This window comes from Agrococcus sp. GW821-FHT14H11, from assembly GCF_058803545.1.
Window position 1 is genome coordinate 1 of the sequence record NZ_JBXAPA010000013.1, and the last position, 16,513, is coordinate 16,513.

Annotated in this window: 15 protein-coding genes and 1 pseudogene; 13 read left to right on the forward strand and 3 right to left on the reverse strand. The window is 73.1% G+C overall.

Annotation, left to right across the window (positions count from 1 at the left end; all coding sequences use genetic code 11):
* Positions 1-654 (forward strand): annotated as a pseudogene (locus AC1RNL_RS12595) (amidohydrolase family protein); the annotation flags it as partial.
* Positions 651-1,880, forward strand: a complete 1,230-nt coding sequence (locus tag AC1RNL_RS12600) for a kynureninase (protein ID WP_492935435.1) — start codon at positions 651-653, stop codon at positions 1,878-1,880. The pseudogene AC1RNL_RS12595 and the gene AC1RNL_RS12600, both read left to right, overlap by 4 nt.
* Here the strand turns inward: AC1RNL_RS12600 and AC1RNL_RS12605 are convergent.
* Complete coding sequence (locus tag AC1RNL_RS12605; RefSeq protein ID WP_146357373.1) at positions 1,867-2,505, reverse strand: hypothetical protein; 639 nt, start codon at positions 2,503-2,505, stop codon at positions 1,867-1,869. The genes AC1RNL_RS12600 and AC1RNL_RS12605 overlap by 14 nt on opposite strands.
* Before the next feature lie 122 nt (positions 2,506-2,627).
* Between AC1RNL_RS12605 and AC1RNL_RS12610 the strand changes: the two genes are divergently transcribed.
* The 6 genes from AC1RNL_RS12610 to AC1RNL_RS12635 all read left to right on the forward strand — a co-directional run bounded on the left by AC1RNL_RS12610 (position 2,628) and on the right by AC1RNL_RS12635 (position 10,463).
* Positions 2,628-4,127 (forward strand): aspartate ammonia-lyase, encoded by a 1,500-nt coding sequence (locus tag AC1RNL_RS12610; RefSeq protein ID WP_246990713.1) that lies wholly within the window; start codon positions 2,628-2,630, stop codon positions 4,125-4,127.
* A 34-nt stretch (positions 4,128-4,161) separates the two neighbouring features.
* Positions 4,162-5,412, forward strand: a complete 1,251-nt coding sequence (locus AC1RNL_RS12615; protein WP_310121111.1) for a PrsW family intramembrane metalloprotease — start codon at positions 4,162-4,164, stop codon at positions 5,410-5,412.
* A 96-nt stretch (positions 5,413-5,508) separates the two neighbouring features.
* Positions 5,509-5,778, forward strand: a complete 270-nt coding sequence (gene rpsO / locus AC1RNL_RS12620) for a 30S ribosomal protein S15 (protein WP_128190649.1) — start codon at positions 5,509-5,511, stop codon at positions 5,776-5,778.
* A 289-nt stretch (positions 5,779-6,067) separates the two neighbouring features.
* Complete coding sequence (locus AC1RNL_RS12625; RefSeq protein WP_128190648.1) at positions 6,068-8,347, forward strand: polyribonucleotide nucleotidyltransferase; 2,280 nt, start codon at positions 6,068-6,070, stop codon at positions 8,345-8,347.
* A gap of 75 nt (positions 8,348-8,422) precedes the next feature.
* On the forward strand, positions 8,423-9,796 hold the full coding sequence (locus AC1RNL_RS12630; protein ID WP_492935436.1) for a M16 family metallopeptidase: 1,374 nt from the start codon (positions 8,423-8,425) through the stop codon (positions 9,794-9,796).
* Between the two features lie 64 nt (positions 9,797-9,860).
* Positions 9,861-10,463, forward strand: coding sequence for a histidine phosphatase family protein (locus tag AC1RNL_RS12635; RefSeq protein ID WP_492935437.1), 603 nt, complete (start codon positions 9,861-9,863; stop codon positions 10,461-10,463).
* 249 nt (positions 10,464-10,712) lie between these two features.
* Here AC1RNL_RS12635 and AC1RNL_RS12640 read toward each other — a convergent pair whose 3' ends face one another.
* Complete coding sequence (locus tag AC1RNL_RS12640; RefSeq protein ID WP_400531950.1) at positions 10,713-11,171, reverse strand: GNAT family N-acetyltransferase; 459 nt, start codon at positions 11,169-11,171, stop codon at positions 10,713-10,715.
* Positions 11,172-11,223: 52 nt separating this feature from the next.
* On the opposite strand from AC1RNL_RS12640, the gene dapB reads away from it, so the two are divergent.
* Genes dapB through AC1RNL_RS12660 form a run of 4 tightly spaced genes read left to right on the forward strand, consistent with a single transcriptional unit; the run spans position 11,224 to position 13,713 of the window.
* Positions 11,224-11,928, forward strand: coding sequence for a 4-hydroxy-tetrahydrodipicolinate reductase (gene dapB, locus AC1RNL_RS12645; RefSeq protein WP_310121088.1), 705 nt, complete (start codon positions 11,224-11,226; stop codon positions 11,926-11,928).
* Positions 11,925-12,404: a hypothetical protein gene (locus AC1RNL_RS12650; RefSeq protein ID WP_310121084.1), complete on the forward strand. Its 480-nt coding sequence runs from the start codon at positions 11,925-11,927 to the stop codon at positions 12,402-12,404. The genes dapB and AC1RNL_RS12650 overlap by 4 nt, the downstream gene beginning before the upstream one ends.
* A complete protein-coding gene (locus tag AC1RNL_RS12655; protein WP_310121081.1) occupies positions 12,401-13,198 on the forward strand; it encodes a thymidylate synthase in 798 nt (265 codons plus the stop codon). Before AC1RNL_RS12650 ends, AC1RNL_RS12655 begins: the two co-directional genes overlap by 4 nt.
* Before the next feature lie 8 nt (positions 13,199-13,206).
* Positions 13,207-13,713: a dihydrofolate reductase gene (locus AC1RNL_RS12660; protein ID WP_310121076.1), complete on the forward strand. Its 507-nt coding sequence runs from the start codon at positions 13,207-13,209 to the stop codon at positions 13,711-13,713.
* 6 nt (positions 13,714-13,719) lie between these two features.
* Here AC1RNL_RS12660 and AC1RNL_RS12665 read toward each other — a convergent pair whose 3' ends face one another.
* Complete coding sequence (locus AC1RNL_RS12665) at positions 13,720-15,312, reverse strand: cell wall-binding repeat-containing protein (RefSeq protein WP_492935438.1); 1,593 nt, start codon at positions 15,310-15,312, stop codon at positions 13,720-13,722.
* 174 nt (positions 15,313-15,486) lie between these two features.
* On the opposite strand from AC1RNL_RS12665, the gene dapA reads away from it, so the two are divergent.
* The gene (gene dapA / locus AC1RNL_RS12670; RefSeq protein ID WP_281439989.1) at positions 15,487-16,458 is read left to right on the forward strand and encodes a 4-hydroxy-tetrahydrodipicolinate synthase; all 972 of its coding nucleotides are present in this window, start codon (positions 15,487-15,489) and stop codon (positions 16,456-16,458) included.
* The last annotated feature ends 55 nt before the right edge of the window (positions 16,459-16,513 follow it).

The following is a 16,513-nucleotide window of genomic DNA, read 5'->3' on the forward strand; positions in this document are numbered from 1 at the left end:
CCCGGTGGTGTCGTCGAGGTCGCGGGCGGCGCCGCGGCGGCCGCGGCGGTGCGCGCGCAGGCGGCGGCGGGCGCGAGCCTCGTGAAGCTCGTGTCGAACACCGACGACGGGCCGGCCCTCGACGACGAGGCGCTCGCGGCGGCGGTCGCCGAGGCGCACGCGCTGGGGCTCCGCGTCGCGGTGCACGCGCAGGGCGCGGGCCAGCCGGAGCGCGCGATCGTCGCCGGCGCCGACGTGCTCGCGCACACGCCGTGGACGCATCCGCTCGCCGACGACGTCGTGCGCCGCGCCGCCGGGCGCACGGTGTGGATCTCGACCCTCGGCATGCACGCGCGCGACGGCGACGACGAGGCCTTCGCGCGCGCCACCGACAACCTCGCGCGCTTCGCAGCGGCCGGGGGAGCGGTCGCCTACGGCACCGACCTCGGCAACGGCTCGAGCCGCCTCGACCTCGACCAGGCGGAGGTCGCGGCGCTGCGGCAGGCCGGGGTCGAGGGGGCGGCGCTCGTCGACGCGCTCACCGCGGCCCGGCTGCTGCCCGGCGGCGCCGTCGCGAGCGCCTTCCCGCCCGACGTCGACGGCGACGCCGCCGCGCTCGCATCCCTGCACCGGTCCCGGCCCGTGCGCATCACCGACCTGGAGGCCCCTCGATGACCGACACCGCCCGCCTCGCCGCCGAGCTCGACGCCGCCGACCCGCTCGCCGCCCACACGAACGCGTTCGTGCGCGACCCCGGCGTCGTCTCCTACCTCGACGGCAACTCGCTCGGCCGCCCGCTCGCGTCGCTCGAGGAGCGCTTCGCGCGCTTCGTCGGCCACGACTGGGGCAGCCGCCTCATCCGCGGCTGGGACGAGGGCTGGATGCGCCTGCCGTACGAGCTGGGCGACCGCATCGGCGCGCTCGTCGGCGCGGCGCCGGGCCAGACCGTCGTCGGCGACTCGACCACGGTGCTGCTCTACAAGCTCATCCGCGCCGCGGTCGACGCGCCGCGCAGCGCCGGCCGCACCGAGATCGTCATCGACGACGACAACTTCCCGACCGACCGCTTCATCGTCGAGGGCGTCGCCGCCGAGCGCGGCCTCACGATCCGGTGGATCGAGGTCGACCGCACCGCCGGCGCGACGCTCGAGCAGGTCGAGGCCGCCGTCGGCGAGCGCACCGCGCTCGTGGTGCTGAGCCACGTCGCCTACCGCTCGGGGTTCCTCGCCGACGTCGCTGGCGTCACCCGCGCCGTGCACGACGCGGGCGCGCTCGTGCTGTGGGACCTGTGCCACTCGGCGGGCGTCATCCCCACCGAGCTCGACGCGCACGGCGTCGACCTCGCGGTCGGCTGCACGTACAAGTACTTGAACGGCGGGCCCGGGTCGCCCGCCTTCGCCTACGTGCGGCGCGAGCTGCAGGGCGAGCTGCAGCAGCCGATCCAGGGCTGGATGGGCGCCGCCGACGTCTTCGCGATGGCGCCGAGCTACCGGCCCGCGCCGGACCTGGCCCGGTTCCTCAGCGGCACCCCGCCGGTGCTCGCGACCGTCGCGCTCGAGGCGATGGTCGAGCTCGTCGAGCAGGTGGGCGTCGCCGCCGTGCGCGAGAAGTCGATCGCCCTCACCGGCTTCGCCGAGCAGGCGCTCGCCGCGCACGTGCTGCCGCACGGGGCGGTGCTCGCGAGCCCGCCCGCCGGGCCGCGCCGGGGCGGCCACCTCACCGTCGCGCATCCGTCGTTCCGCGACGTCAACGCGAGGCTCTGGGAGCGCGGCGTCATCCCCGACTTCCGGGCCCCCGACGGCATCCGCATCGGGCTGTCGCCGCTCAGCACCACGTTCGCCGAGGTCGAGCTCGGCGTCGCGGCGCTCGGGGAGGAGCTCGCGCGCGCTACTCGCGGATGAGGTCGTGCACGGCGACCGCGGCGTCGACCGCCTGCTGGCCCGTGAACGCCGCCTCGCCGCCGTCCCAGCCGACCGAGACGGTCTCGAACTGGTCGAAGGTGTTCACGGTGCCCGAGAACGTCTCGCTCAGCACCGGCGGCTCGCCCACGCCCATCACGAACAGGCCGCGCTCGTTGGCGCCCGGGTCGGCGACGGTGAGGCGCGAGCTCGCGAGCGCGATGAGCTCGTCGGGCGCGAACGTGATGCCGCTGAGCGTGAGGCGCAGCGTGCTGCCGCCCGCCGTCCACGCGCACTGGCGCTCGACGGCGATGTCCTCCTGGTCCTGCGCGTCGCTCGCGGCCTGGTCGAAGTCGAGGCCGCCGGTGAGCTCGGCGACCGCGCCCTCGAGCGCCGCGCACTCGGGGAACTCGGTCGGCGGCTCGATCGGATAGCCCTCGGGGGCGTCCGGGTCGCCCTCGGCGGTCACGGGCGACTCGGATGCGGCGGGGTCGGATGCGGCCGGCTCGCTCGCGGTCGGCTGCGGGCCGGCGGCGGTGGGCTCGGGCGTCTCGTCGGGCGCGGCGGAGCCGCAGCCGGCGAGCGCGAGGGCGGAGACGACGGCGAGGGGGAGCAGGAGTCGGGGCACCAGGGCAGGGTACCGGCACCGCGGACCCTCCCCGGCTAGGCTCGTCAGCGGCGGGCGACCCCCGCATCCGCACACCTCCCAGGCCCACCAGGCGCTGGGCCACCGACGGCGATGGAGCCCGCATGACCGACACGCCCCAGTACAAGCTCGACCCGGCCCCGCAGGGCGAGCACCACTACACGGGTCCGACCCGCCTCGAGCGCGACTCGCTCGGCGAGCTGCCGGTCCCCGCCGACGCCTACTGGGGCATCCACACCGAGCGCGCGCTCATCAACTTCCCGATCACCGGCCGCTCGATCTCGGTCTACTCCGACCTCGTCAACGCGCTCGCGGTCGTCAAGCAGGCCTGCGCCCGCGCCAACCGCGAGATCGGGGTGCTCGACCCCGAGAAGGCCGACCTCATCGACCGCGTGTGCCGGCGCATCCGCGGCGGCGAGCTGCACGACCAGTTCAAGGTGGGCGTCATCCAGGGCGGCGCCGGCACCTCGACGAACATGAACACGAACGAGGTCATCGCCAACGCGTGCCTCGTCGAGCTCGGCTTCCCGAAGGGGTCGTACGAGCACTTCAGCCCCATCGACGACGTCAACCGCTCGCAGTCGACGAACGACACCTACCCGACCTCCATCAAGGTCGCGATGTCGTTCACGCTGCGCCGCCTGCTCGACGAGCTGACGCGGCTGACGGATGCGTTCGACGCGAAGGCCGACGAGTTCCGCGACGTGCTGAAGGTCGGCCGTACGCAGCTGCAGGACGCCGTGCCGATGACGCTCGGCCAGGAGTTCCACGGCTTCGCCGTGACGCTGCGCGAGGACCGCGACCGGCTCGAGGAGACCATCAAGTGGCTGAGCGAGGTCAACCTCGGCGCCACCGCGATCGGCACGGGCATCACCGCCGACCCGCGCTACGCCGAGGCCGCCTGCCGGCACCTCGCCGAGCTCACCGGCCTGCCGATCACGGCCGCCGCCGACCTCATCGAGGCGACGAGCGACACCGGCGTGTTCATGACGCTCTCGGGGACGCTCAAGCGCTGCGCGGCGAAGCTGTCCAAGATCTGCAACGACCTGCGGCTGCTCTCCTCGGGCCCGCAGGCGGGCTTCGGCGAGATCTCGCTGCCCGCGAAGCAGGCCGGGTCGTCGATCATGCCCGGCAAGGTCAACCCGGTCATCCCCGAGGTCGTGAACCAGGTGGCGTTCGCCGTCATCGGGTCGGATGCGACGGTGACGGCGGCGTCGGAGGCCGGGCAGCTGCAGCTCAACGCGTTCGAGCCGGTGATCGCCCACTCCATCCTGCAGAGCCTCCACTGGATGACGCAGGCGTGCCTGACGCTGCGGGTGAACTGCGTCGTCGGCATCGAGGCGAACCGCGAGCGGCTCGATCTCATGGTCGGCACGTCGGTCGGCGTCGTCACGGCGCTCACGCCGTACCTCGGCTACGCCGAGTCGGCGAAGCTCGCCCACGAGGCGCTCACGAGCAGCAAGTCGATCGCCGACCTCGTCGTCGAGGCGGGCCTGATGGAGCGCGAGCGGGTCGAGAAGCTGCTGCAGCCCGCGCGCCTGTCGGGCCTGCAGCCCGTGACGCAGGCGATCCCGGTCATCCCGCTGCCCGACGCCGAGCGCTGAGGCGCGGCACGGCACGGCTCGGTACGCTCCTCGGGTGACCGCCACCGCACCGCTCTCGCCGCTCGCGCGCCGACGGGAGGGCCCGAACGTCGGGCTGATCGTCGGCATCATCGGCATCGCGGTGCTCGCGCTCGCCTCGTTCGGCGTGATCTTCGTGCTCGGCGGCGCGATCGGCAACCCGCTGCTCGTCGCCGTCTCCGGCGTCATGGCGCTCGTGCCGCTCGGCTTCGTCATCTGGGCGGTCGTCGCGATCGACCGGTGGGAGCCCGAGCCGCGGGTGGCGATGTGGTTCGCGGGCCTGTGGGGCGGTGTCGCGGCGGTGCTGCTGACGCTCGCGCTCAACGAGTGGGTGCTGCAGCCGCTCGTCGTGCCGCTGCTGCGCTCGCAGGAGGAGTTCGAGTTCTACGCGACCGTCATCCAGGCGCCGGTGGTGGAGGAGCTCTGGAAGGCGATCCCGGTCGTCATCATGTTCCTGTTCTTCCGGCGCACGTTCGACGGGCCGGTCGACGGCGTCGTCTTCGCGGCGCTGTCGGCAGCGGGATTCGCGTTCACCGAGAACATCCTCTACTTCGGCACGTCGCTCGCCGAGTCGGGCGACGGCTCGTTCATCTTCTTCCTGCGCGGCATCATGAGCCCGCTCACGCACGCGATCTTCACGGCGGTCGGGATCGGGCTCGCGCTCGGCTTCGCGGCGAGGCTGCGCAGCCGGTGGTGGATCCTCGTCGCCTTCCCGGCGGGCTGGCTCGTGTCCGCCGCGCTGCACGCGCTGTGGAACTCGGCGAGCTGGTGGGTGCCTGGCGGCACCGTCGGCTTCTTCGTCTACTACCTCGTCGTGCAGGTGCCGCTGTGCGCGCTCGCCGCGGTCGCGGTCTGGCTCCTGCTGCGCCAGGAGGTGCGGCTCACGCGGCTCCGCCTCGACGACTACGGGCGCGCCGGCTGGTTCACCCGCGAGGAGGTCGAGCGACTCTCGAGCGGCGACGGCCGCGCCTCGCTCATGGACTGGGCGAAGCGCCGCGGCGTGCGGCGGTCGATGCACCACTACATCCAGACCGCGACGAAGCTCGCCAACCACCGCCAGCGCGCGCTCGTCGGCCGCACGGGCTCCGGCCACGCCGCCGACGAGACGGCGCTGCTCGGCGACCTCATGCACCACCGCCGCTCGATGGCGGCCGCCGCGATGGGGCAGCCGGTGCAGCTGTCGCACGGCCAGGCGGTGGCGGCACCGGTCGGCGGACGCGTGCAGCGCTTCGGCGAGCTCGACGCCCGATGGCCGGTGCGCCGCTGACCTGGTAGTCTTGGCCAGTTGCCGTACATCGGCCGCGGACAGAGAGCGCTCGTGCATCCCGCACGGGCACCGCGCTGTGAGCAGAGAGGGGTCCACATGAGCCTGAACGCAGAGGTCAAGAAGGCCATCATCGAGGAGTACGCCACGCACGAGGGCGACACCGGGAGCCCCGAGGTGCAGGTCGCGATGCTGTCGCGCCGCATCAAGGACCTCACGGAGCACCTGAAGGAGCACAAGCACGACCACCACTCGCGTCGTGGCCTGCTGCTGCTCGTCGGTCAGCGTCGTCGTCTGCTCGGCTACCTGTCCGACGTCGACATCGAGCGCTACCGCTCGCTGATCGAGCGCCTCGGCCTTCGCCGATAGCCTTCCCAGCGTTCCCGAAGGGCCGTCCCGCGAGGGGCGGCCCTTCGTCGTGCTCAGGGACCTGGTGCGCCTCGGCGCCTCCCTGGCATCTCGGGCCCGGCTGATAGCATCGTCGAGGCTGCAGCAGTTCTTCGCAGCCGATCGCGCATCCGCAGACGAGAGCCACGGGGCTGGTCGTTGGTGGAGGATGCCGAAGCGGAGCTTCGACCTCCTCCACTGATGACCACCTCCTCGCCCGTCGATCGCGATATCGACAGCGCGTCCGCGCGCCCACGAGAGGAGTGACCCTATGGAGGGTCCAGAGATCACATTCGCCGAAGCCGTCCTCGACAACGGCCGCTTCGGCACCCGCACCGTCCGCTTCGAGACCGGCCGCCTCGCGCAGCAGGCGCAGGGCGCCGCGGTCGCATACATCGACGAGGAGACGATGCTGCTGAGCGCCACGAGCGTCTCCAAGCAGCCGAAGGACCACTTCGACTTCTTCCCGCTCACCGTCGACGTCGAGGAGCGCATGTACGCCGCGGGCCGCATCCCCGGCTCGTTCTTCCGCCGCGAGGGCCGCCCCTCGACCGACGCGATCCTCACGTGCCGCCTCATCGACCGGCCGCTGCGCCCGTCGTTCGTGGAGGGCATCCGCAACGAGGTGCAGGTCGTCGTCACCGTGCTCGCCATCGAGCCCGACGAGATCTACGACGCGCTCGCGATCAACGCCGCGTCCATGTCGACGCAGCTCTCGGGCCTGCCGTTCGACGGCCCGATCGGCGGCGTGCGCGTCGCGCTCATCGACGGCCAGTGGGTCGCCTTCCCCAAGCACTCGCAGCTCGAGCAGGCCGTGTTCAACATGGTCGTCGCCGGCCGCGTGGTCACCGACGCCGCCGGCGTCGAGGACGTCGCGATCATGATGGTCGAGGCCGAGGCCACCGACAACGCCTGGGAGCTCATCCAGGGCGGCGCCGTGAAGCCGACCGAGGAGATCGTCGCGCAGGGCCTCGAGGCCTCGAAGCCGTTCATCAAGCAGCTCGTCGCCGCGCAGGCCGAGGTCGCCAAGACCGCCGCCAAGGAGACGCAGCAGTACCCGCTGTTCCCGCCGTACTCGGAGGAGGCGCTCGTCGCCGTCCGCGAGGTCGCGCAGGAGCGCCTGTCGGAGGTCTACCGGATCGCCGGCAAGCTCGAGCGCCAGGACGCCGACGACCAGCTCAAGGAGCAGGTCAAGCAGGAGATCAATGCGCGCATCGAGCGCGGCGAGCTGGAGGCCGTCGTCGCGACGCAGGTCTCGGGCGCCTACAAGGCCGTGACGAAGGAGGTCGTCCGCGGACGCATCCTCTCCGAGCAGGTCCGCATGGACGGCCGCGGCCTGGCCGACATCCGTCCGCTCGACGCCGAGGTCGCGGTCGTGCCGCGCGTGCACGGCTCCGCGATCTTCCAGCGCGGCGAGACGCAGATCATGGGCATCACGACCCTGAACATGCTGAAGCTCGAGCAGCAGATCGACTCGCTGAGCCCGGTCACGTCGAAGCGCTACATGCACAACTACAACTTCCCGCCGTACTCGACGGGCGAGACGGGCCGCGTCGGCAGCCCGAAGCGCCGCGAGATCGGCCACGGCGCCCTGGCCGAGCGCGCGCTCGTGCCCGTGCTGCCGAGCCGGGAGGACTTCCCGTACGCGATCCGCCAGGTCTCGGAGGCGCTGGGCTCGAACGGCTCGACGTCGATGGGCTCGGTCTGCGCGTCGACCCTCGCGCTGCTGAACGCCGGCGTGCCGCTCAAGGCGCCCGTCGCGGGCATCGCGATGGGCCTCGTCAGCGACACGGTCGACGGCGAGACCCGCTACGCGGCGCTCACCGACATCCTCGGCGCCGAGGACGCGCTCGGCGACATGGACTTCAAGGTCGCCGGCACGCCGGAGTTCATCACGGCCATCCAGCTCGACACGAAGCTCTCGGGCCTGCCGGCCTCGGTGCTGACGAGCGCACTGACGCAGGCGAAGGAGGCGCGCACGAAGATCCTCGAGGTCCTCAACGCCGCCATCGACGCCCCCGACGAGATGGCGCCCACCGCGCCGCGCGTCATCAGCGTGCAGATCCCGGTCGACAAGATCGGCGAGCTGATCGGCCCGAAGGGCAAGACGATCAACCAGATCCAGGACGACACGGGCGCCCAGATCTCGATCGAGGACAACGGCACCGTCTACATCGGCGCCGTCGACGGGCCGTCGGCCGAGGCCGCGCGCTCCGCGGTCAACGCGATCGCCAACCCCTCGAACCCCGAGGTCGGCGAGCGCTTCCTCGGCACCGTCGTGAAGATCGCGTCGTTCGGCGCGTTCGTCTCGCTGATGCCGGGTCGCGACGGCCTGCTGCACGTGACCGCCATGCGCGCGCTCAACGGCGGCAAGCGCATCGAGAGCGTCGAGGACGTCGTCTCGGTGGGTCAGAAGATCCAGGTCGAGATCACGAAGATCGACGACCGCGGCAAGCTCTCGCTCGAGGTCGTCGACGAGTCGGCGCCGGTCGCCCCCGTCGCGGCGGACGGCTCCGCGGAGTCGTCGGTCTCGGCAGACTCGGCCGAGTAGCGCACGACGCTCGGATGCCCCCACCCCGCCGGGTGGGGGCATCCGTCGTCTCCGGGCGGCTCGTAGACTGGACGGATGCCTGCCGTCGCCCTCCCGCTCGAGACTCCCGAGATCGCCATCGCCGCCGCCGGCGGCGCCGTCGTGCGCCGCAGCGTGCTGCCGAGCGGCGTGCGCGTGCTCACCGAGCAGGTGCCGGGCGCGCTGAGCGCGTCGGTCGGCTTCTGGGTGCCCGTCGGATCGCGCGACGAGCCGGGCGACGCGCGCGGCGCGACGCACTTCCTCGAGCACCTGCTCTTCAAGGGCACCCCGACGCGCACCGCCTTCGACATCGCGGTGGCGTTCGACGAGGTCGGGGGCGAGCACAACGCGCTCACGGCCAAGGAGCACACCTGCTACTACGCGAAGGTGCGCGACCGCGACCTGCCGATGGCCATCGACGTGCTCGCCGACATGGTCACGTCGTCGCTGCTCGACGCCGACGAGTTCGAGCACGAGCGCGAGGTCATCCTCGAGGAGCTCGCGATGGCCGACGACGACCCGGGCGACGTCGCGGGGGAGCGCCTGAGCGAGCTCGTGCACGGCGAGCAGGCGCCGCTCGGCCGCCCCATCGGCGGCACGCCCGAGTCGATCCGGGCCGTCTCGCGCGACCGCGTGCACGAGCACTACCGCGAGCACTACGCGGCGCGCGACCTCGTCGTCACCATCGCGGGCGCCGTCGACCACGACGCGGTCGTCGAGCAGCTGCAGCTCGCGCTCACCCGCTACGGCTGGTCGCTCGCCGATGCCGTCCCGCGGCCCCGCCGCACGGGCAGCGGCGAGGGCTACGCGGCCGGCGGGCTCGCCCTCGTGCAGCGCCCGCTCGAGCAGGTCAACCTCATGCTCGGCACGCCCGGCCTCGTGGCCACCGACGAGCGGCGCAGCGCCATGGCGGTGCTGAACGCGGTGCTCGGCGCCGGCATGTCGTCGCGGCTGTTCCAGGAGATCCGCGAGAAGCGCGGCCTCGCCTACTCGGTCTACTCGTTCGCCTCCGGCTACGCCGACGCGGGGCTCATGGGCATGGCCGCCGCGTGCGCGCCCCGCAAGACGCTCGAGGTGGCCGGCCTCATGGTGGGCGAGCTCGAGCGCCTCGCCGAGGGCGTCGACGACGACGAGCTGCGCCGCGCGAAGGGGCAGCTCGCGGGCGGCTCCGCGCTCGCGCTCGAGGACACCGACACGCGCATGTCGCGCCTCGGCCGGGCCGAGCTGACGCTCGGCGAGTTCCTCGACATCGACGCCACCCTCGAGCGCATCGAGCGCGTCACCGACGCCGACGTGCGCGCCCTGGCCGCGCAGCTCGCATCCGGACCCCGCTCGATCGCGGCCGTCGGCCAGGTGCCGGACGGCCTCGACGCGCTCGCCGTGTCCCCCACGGCGGGTAGGGTGGACGGAGCGGCGGCGGCCGCTCACTGACAGCGAACGACGGCGCGTCCGCGCGCCCACGACGGGGCGCGATGCTGCGCCCGCCGGAGGAACGATGGCGCACCTGCTCTACCTGGTCCGACATGGGGAGCAGCTCGATGCGGAGCACGGCGTCGAGGACGGCCGGCTCTCCGGGCGCGGCGTGCGGCAGGCGCACGCGATCGCGCAGCGGCTCTCGGGCATCGACTTCGACCACGCGTGGACCTCGCCGCTGCAGCGCGCCACCGAGACCGCCGCGATCATGGGGGAGCGACTGCCCGCGGTCGAGTTCGAGCGCTCGTCGCTGCTGCTCGACTGCATCCCCTCGGGCCTCGAGCCCGACACGCCCGTGGGCTTCCACCGCTTCCTCGAGAGCGTGCGTCCCGCCGAGGCCGAGGCGGGTGCCGCGCAGATGCACGACGCCGCCGAGCACTGGCTGCGCCCGTCGCGCGGCGACCTCAACGAGCTGCTCATCACCCACAACTTCGTCATCGGCTGGTTCGTGCGCGAGGTCATGCAGTCGCCCAGCTGGCAGTGGATGGGCCTCAACCAGGCCAACTGCGGCCTGACGATCATCCGCCGCCGCTCGGGCAAGCCGCCGCAGCTCGTCGTGCACAACGACCTCGGCCACCTGCCGCCGGAGGACCGCACGGGCCTCCCGATCCCGCAGCCGTACTAGCCGCGGCACCCGCGGCGCCGAGTGGCGCCTCCCGCGATCGAGTGGCGCCTCGCGCGATCGAGTGGCGCGTCGCGCGATCGAGTGGCGCCTTGGGCGATCGAGTGGCGCCGCCGGCGATCGAGTGGCGCCGTGCGCGATCGAGTGGCGCCGTGCCTGGTGCCGCTCCGACCGAGGGAAGCGAGCCGCCACTCGATGACGGGAGCCGCCACTCGATGCTGGAAGCCGCCACTCGATGGCGGCCGCGGCACCTCAGCCCAGCGGCTTCAGGAACCAGGTCGTCGCGTTCGGGTTGTCGTTGTAGGCGGGCACGGATGCGTAGCCTCGGGTCGTGTAGAGGCGGTTCGCCACCTCGAGCGCGCTGTTCGTGTCGAGCACGACCTCCGTCGCGCCGAGCTCGGCGGCGCGCGCCTCGAGCGCCGCGAGCAGCGCGGCGCCGGTGCCCTGCCCGCGGCCGGCGGGGGCGACGTAGAGGTGCTTGACCTCGAAGCGCGACGGTCCGAGCCGTCGCAGCGCACCGCATCCGACCGCCTCGTCGCCGCTCCAGGCGACGAGGAAGGCTCCGTCGGGGGCGCGGAGCGTCGCGGGGTCGGCCGGCTTCGGGCGGTACTGCCCGCCGACGAAGGTGATCGCCCGGTCGGCGAAGTAGGCGTCGAGCAGCCCCTGCGCGACGGCGGAGGCGGGGTCCTCGGGAGCGATCGTGACTGCCACGGTGCCACTCTACGGGCGGGCCGGGCACGCTCCTCGCCGTAGGCTGGAGGGCATGGCAGGCCCCACCCGCATCGGCATCGCAGGCTCCACCGGCAGGCTCGGATCGCTCGCGCTGCGGCTCGCCCAGGAGGCCGACGACCTCGAGCCGGTCGAGCTCGACGTGCGCGAGGGGCTCGACCTCGACGGGCTCGACGTCGTCTTCGACGCGACCGTGCTCGGCGCGAGCCAGCAGCTCGTCGAGGCGGCGGTCGCCGCGGGCGTGCCGGCGGTGGTCGGCACGAGCGGCTGGACCCATGAGCGCATCGAGGCGCTGCGCGCCCGCGGTGCCGAGCGCATCCGCATCGTCCCCAACTTCTCGCTCGGCAGCGTGCTCGAGACGCACCTCGCGACGATCGCGGCGCAGCACTTCGCCGCGGTCGAGGTCGTCGAGGCGCACCACGACCGCAAGCGCGACGCGCCGAGCGGCACCGCCACGCGCACTGCCGAGGCGATCGGCGCCGTGCGCGGCTTCCACCCCGCGACGCCCGACGAGCCGGGCCGTGGCGCGATCGTCGCGGGCGTGCCGGTCCATGCGATCCGGCTGCCGGGCGTCGTGGCGCGGCAGGAGGTCATCTTCGGCGGCGTCGGCGAGACCCTGACGATCCGTCATGACACGACCTCGAGCGACTCCTACTCGGCCGGCATCCTGCTGGCGCTGCGCGCCGACGCGCGACCCGGCGTCACCGTCGGCATCGGCGACCTGCTGGGGCTCGCGTGACCGAGCGCCCCGCGGCTCGCACCGCGACGCGCAAGTGGGCCGCGCTCGCGATGGCCGCCGTGCTCGCGCTCTACGTCGTGCTCGCCGGCGACCGCGCGGTGCGCTTCCTCGCCTCGGGCGAGCCCGTCGCGATCGCCGTCGGCGTCGCGCTCGTCGCGACGTTCCTCGTCGGCGCGTGGGCGCTCGTGCGCGAGGTGGTCTTCGGGCTGCAGCTCGAGCGCGCGACCCGGCAGCTCGCCGACGAGGGCGGCATGCCCGCGCCGCTGCCGGGCACGCCGTCGGGTCGCGCCGAGCGCGACGCCGCCGAGCAGGCGTTCCCGGTCGCGAAGGCCGACGTCGAGGCGCACCCGGAGTCGTGGCGCTCGTGGCTGCGCCTGTCGATGGCGTACGACGCGGCACGCGATCGGCGGCGCGCGCGCATGGCTGCGCGGAAGGCGATCGCGCTGCGGAAGACTGAGAGCCTGGAGGCACGATGACGCACCCCTACGAGGAGCTCCTCGCCGACGTGCTCGCGCACGGCGAGCACAAGAGCGACCGCACCGGCACCGGCACCCGCTCGGTGTTCGGCCGCCAGCTGCGCTACGACCTGTCGGAGGGCTTCCCGCTCATCACGACGAAGCGCGTGCACTTCAAGTCGATCGCGCTCGAGCTGCTGTGGTTCCTGCGCGGCGACTCCAACGTGCGCTGGCTGCAGAAGCGCGGCGTCACGATCTGGGACGAGTGGGCGGCTGCGGACGGCGAGCTGGGCCCCGTCTACGGCGTGCAGTGGCGCTCGTGGCCGACGCCCGACGGCGGCACCATCGACCAGATCCAGCAGGTGATCGACGAGATCCGCCGCAACCCCGACTCGCGGCGCCTCATCGTCTCCGCGTGGAACCCCGCCGACATCCCCGAGATGGCGCTCGCGCCGTGCCACGCCCTCTTCCAGTTCTCCGTCGCCGACGGCCGGCTCTCGTGCCAGCTGTACCAGCGCTCGGCCGACATGTTCCTCGGCGTGCCGTTCAACATCGCCAGCTACGCGCTGCTCACGCACCTCGTCGCCGACCAGACGGGCCTCGAGGTCGGCGACTTCATCTGGACCGGCGGCGACTGCCACATCTACGACAACCACGTCGAGCAGGTCGCCGAGCAGCTCTCGCGCGAGCCGTTCCCGCTCCCGACGCTGCGCCTGAAGACCCACCGCGCGTCGATCTTCGACGTCGAGTACGACGACCTCGAGGTGGTCGGCTACCAGCACCACCCGGCCATCAAGGCACCGGTCGCCGTCTGATGCTCGGCATGATCTGGGCCGAGGCGCGCGGCGGCGTCATCGGCGAGGCCGGCGACATGCCGTGGCGGCTGCCCGAGGACATGGCGCGCTTCAAGGCGATCACGATGGGCCACCCGGTGGTGATGGGGCGACGCACCTGGGAGTCCTTCCCCGAGCGCTTCCGCCCGCTGCCCGGCCGCGACAACATCGTCATCACCTCCGACCGCGACTACGTCGCTCCCGGCGCCCGCGTCGTGCCGAGCCTCGAGCGCGCGCTCGAGGTCGCCGCAGAGCTCGGCGACGAGGCGTGGGTCGTCGGCGGCGGACGCGTCTACCGCGATGCCATGCACCTCGCCGACCGGCTCGAGATCACCGACATCGACCTCGACGCATCCGGCGACACGACCGCGCCCGACGCCACGACGGAGGGTGCGGATGCGTCGTGGCGGCTGGTCGCGCGCGATCCGGCGGAGGGGTGGCACGTCAGCCGCACGGGCCTGCGCTACCGCTACCGCACGCTCGAGCGCGTCCGCTGACGCCGCTCAGCGGACGGAGAGCGCCCAGCTGCTGTCCGTCATGGCGCGCACGCCGATGACCGAGAGGCCGCCGGCGATCGGGGCCGAGCTCGGGAACTGCGTCCCCACGGCGAACGGCTCCTGCGACTGCCAGTAGCCGTACAGCTGACGGATGCCGGTCGTGCGGGTGGAGCCGCCGCTGCTCACCGTCAGCGTCGCCTCGGGTCCCATCCGCAGCAGCACGGCGTCGGAGGAGCCGGTTGCGGAGCCGGACAGCACCGGGGCGTTGGTCAGGTCCCGCACCTCGAGCGTCCACGACCCCTGCGCCTCGACGCGCAGGTACCGGGCGGGCGATGGGCCCCCGTACGGCGCCAGCAGCGACGTGCCCCGGTAGGGCGCCCAGCCCCCGCCGATGGTGTCGAGGTGCCCCCGGTCCCGGTCGAGCGCATGGATGAAGACCGAACCGCTGCCCTCGATGCGCGCGATCACCTGGGCGTAGCTGATGCTGCGGCCGAGGTCGATGACCCGGGGCCCGGTGCCGGAGTGCTGCTGTGCCGGGAAGGCCCCGTACACCTGCGCGATCTGCTGCCGCAGCGACGTAGTGCACGGCTCGAGCCGCAGGGCGGCGTCGCTGACCGTCGCCGAGCTTCCCAGGCCCACGACGGCCTCGACTCCCAGCTGGTCCGCGCGATCGCGCAGCATGGGCGTGATGGCCGCATGGCAGCCGTTCGGGGTGAGGAACATCGGGGCGTTCGACATCGCCGAGAGCGCCGCCCCGGCGAGGGCGTCCGGGAAGTCCTGCCCCGTGGCGAGCAGCATCACGGGCGACTGCTCGTCGCTCCACGCCGCGTTGATCTCGCGCGCGGTGTCGTAGCGATCGCGTCCCGCGAACCGCGCGACCGATGCCGCTCCCACGCGCTCGAGGCCGAGCGCATCCGCCGCACTGACAGAGGGCTCGCCGCCCGCGATGGAGAGGTGCCGGCCCTCGACCGACGACGCCACGGTCGCCAGCCACGCCTCGGCCGCGGCGGGAGTGCTGCCGTGGTGGTCGAGCACGACGGCCTGGTGGTGACGACCGGCGACGGACGCCGCGACGAGGGCGTCGGGGAACTTCGACCCGGACGCGATCCAGATCTCGTCCACCGGCCCGCTGCGCTCGAGCCGCTCGAGCAGCAGGAGCGACGTCTCCACGCGGCCGGCGCCGCCGAGCCGCGCCACCTCGGCGCGGCTTCCGCCGCGCTCGGCAGCGGCCACGGCCTGCTGGACGACCGCGTCGGAGATCGAGGCCTCGGAGCCGACGATCACGATCTCGCTGGGGGCGAGCTCGGCGATGCGCTCCGCGACCACGCCCGGCAGCGCCTGCTGGGCGGTGAGCAGCAGGTGGCCGCCCTCAGCGGCGACGACGGGGGCCGCGGAGAGGGCGTCCGGGAACTTCTGGCCGTTCGCGAGGAAGACCGGCCCGCCGGCAGCGTCCATGGCGCGGTCGACCTCGACCGCCGTCGTCCAGCGGTCCGGTCCCTCGAGGCGGTGCGCCTCGAACGCCTCGGCGGGCGCCGCCGCCGTGGTCAGGCCGGTCGCGACGAGCGCGAGGGAGGCGGCGAGGGCGACGAGAGCGCGCATGGCTGTCCTAGCTGCGAGGGGCAGCATGGGGGCTGCACGACGGGGGTCAGCGCGATCCTATGAAGAACCCTCAGCTGTGCGCGGCTCGGCACGGTAACGATTCGGTCACACCCAGCGTGGCGACGGCTGAGGCCCCTGCCGCCACCTGGGACGTGCACCCGATAGCCTGGGGGAGTGAACCCCAATCCCTTCGGCCAGGTGCTCGTCGCGCTCGTGACCCCGATGGGCGCCGACGGCGAGGTCGACTGGGACGACGTCGAGCGGCTCATCGACGACGTCGTCACGCACGGCGCCGACGGCATCGTCGTCTCCGGCACCACCGGCGAGACCTCCACGCTCACCGACCCCGAGAAGATCAAGCTCGTCGAGGTGGCGAAGGCCGTCGCCGGCGACCGGGCGAAGATCATCCAGGGCGGCGGCTCCAACGAGACCGCGCACGCGATGGACCTCTACCGGCAGGCGGAGCAGGCGGGCGCCGACGGCGTCATGATCGTCACGCCGTACTACAACAAGCCCACGCAGGCGGGCATCCTCACGCACTTCCGGATGATCGCCGACGCGACCGACCTGCCGGTCATCCTGTACGACATCCCCGGCCGCGCAGGCATCCCGATCCGCTACGAGACGCTGCTCCGCGCGGCGAAGCACCCGAACATCCTCGCCGTGAAGGACGCCAAGGGCGACTTCGCCGAGGTGAGCCGCGTGCTCAACCAGACCGACCTGCTCTACTTCTCGGGCGACGACGCCAACGTGCTGCCGCACCTCGCGATCGGCGCCTCCGGGCTCATCGGCGTCACCGCCAACATCGCCCCGCGCCCGTACCGCACCATGATCGACGCGGTGAACGAGGGCGACCTCGCGACGGCCCAGGCGCAGCACAAGGCGCTCGAGCCGCTCGTGCGTGCGACGATGACGCACGTGCCCGGCACCGTCGCGACGAAGTACATCCTCCACGGCCTCGGCCGCATCGGCAGCCCGCGCGTGCGCCTGCCGCTCGTCGGCCCCGAGGACACCGAGGCGGCCCTCATCGAGGACGAGATCGCCCTCGTCCGGGGCGTCGACGGCCTCGACCTGAGCCGCTTCCGGCCCGACCGCAACGCGGCGGCCGGCGGCGCGCTGCCCAAGGTGCACGGCACCACCCGATAGGGCGACGGCCCACGCAGACCACAGAGCGCGCGAGGTGCGCGCACCCCACCACATC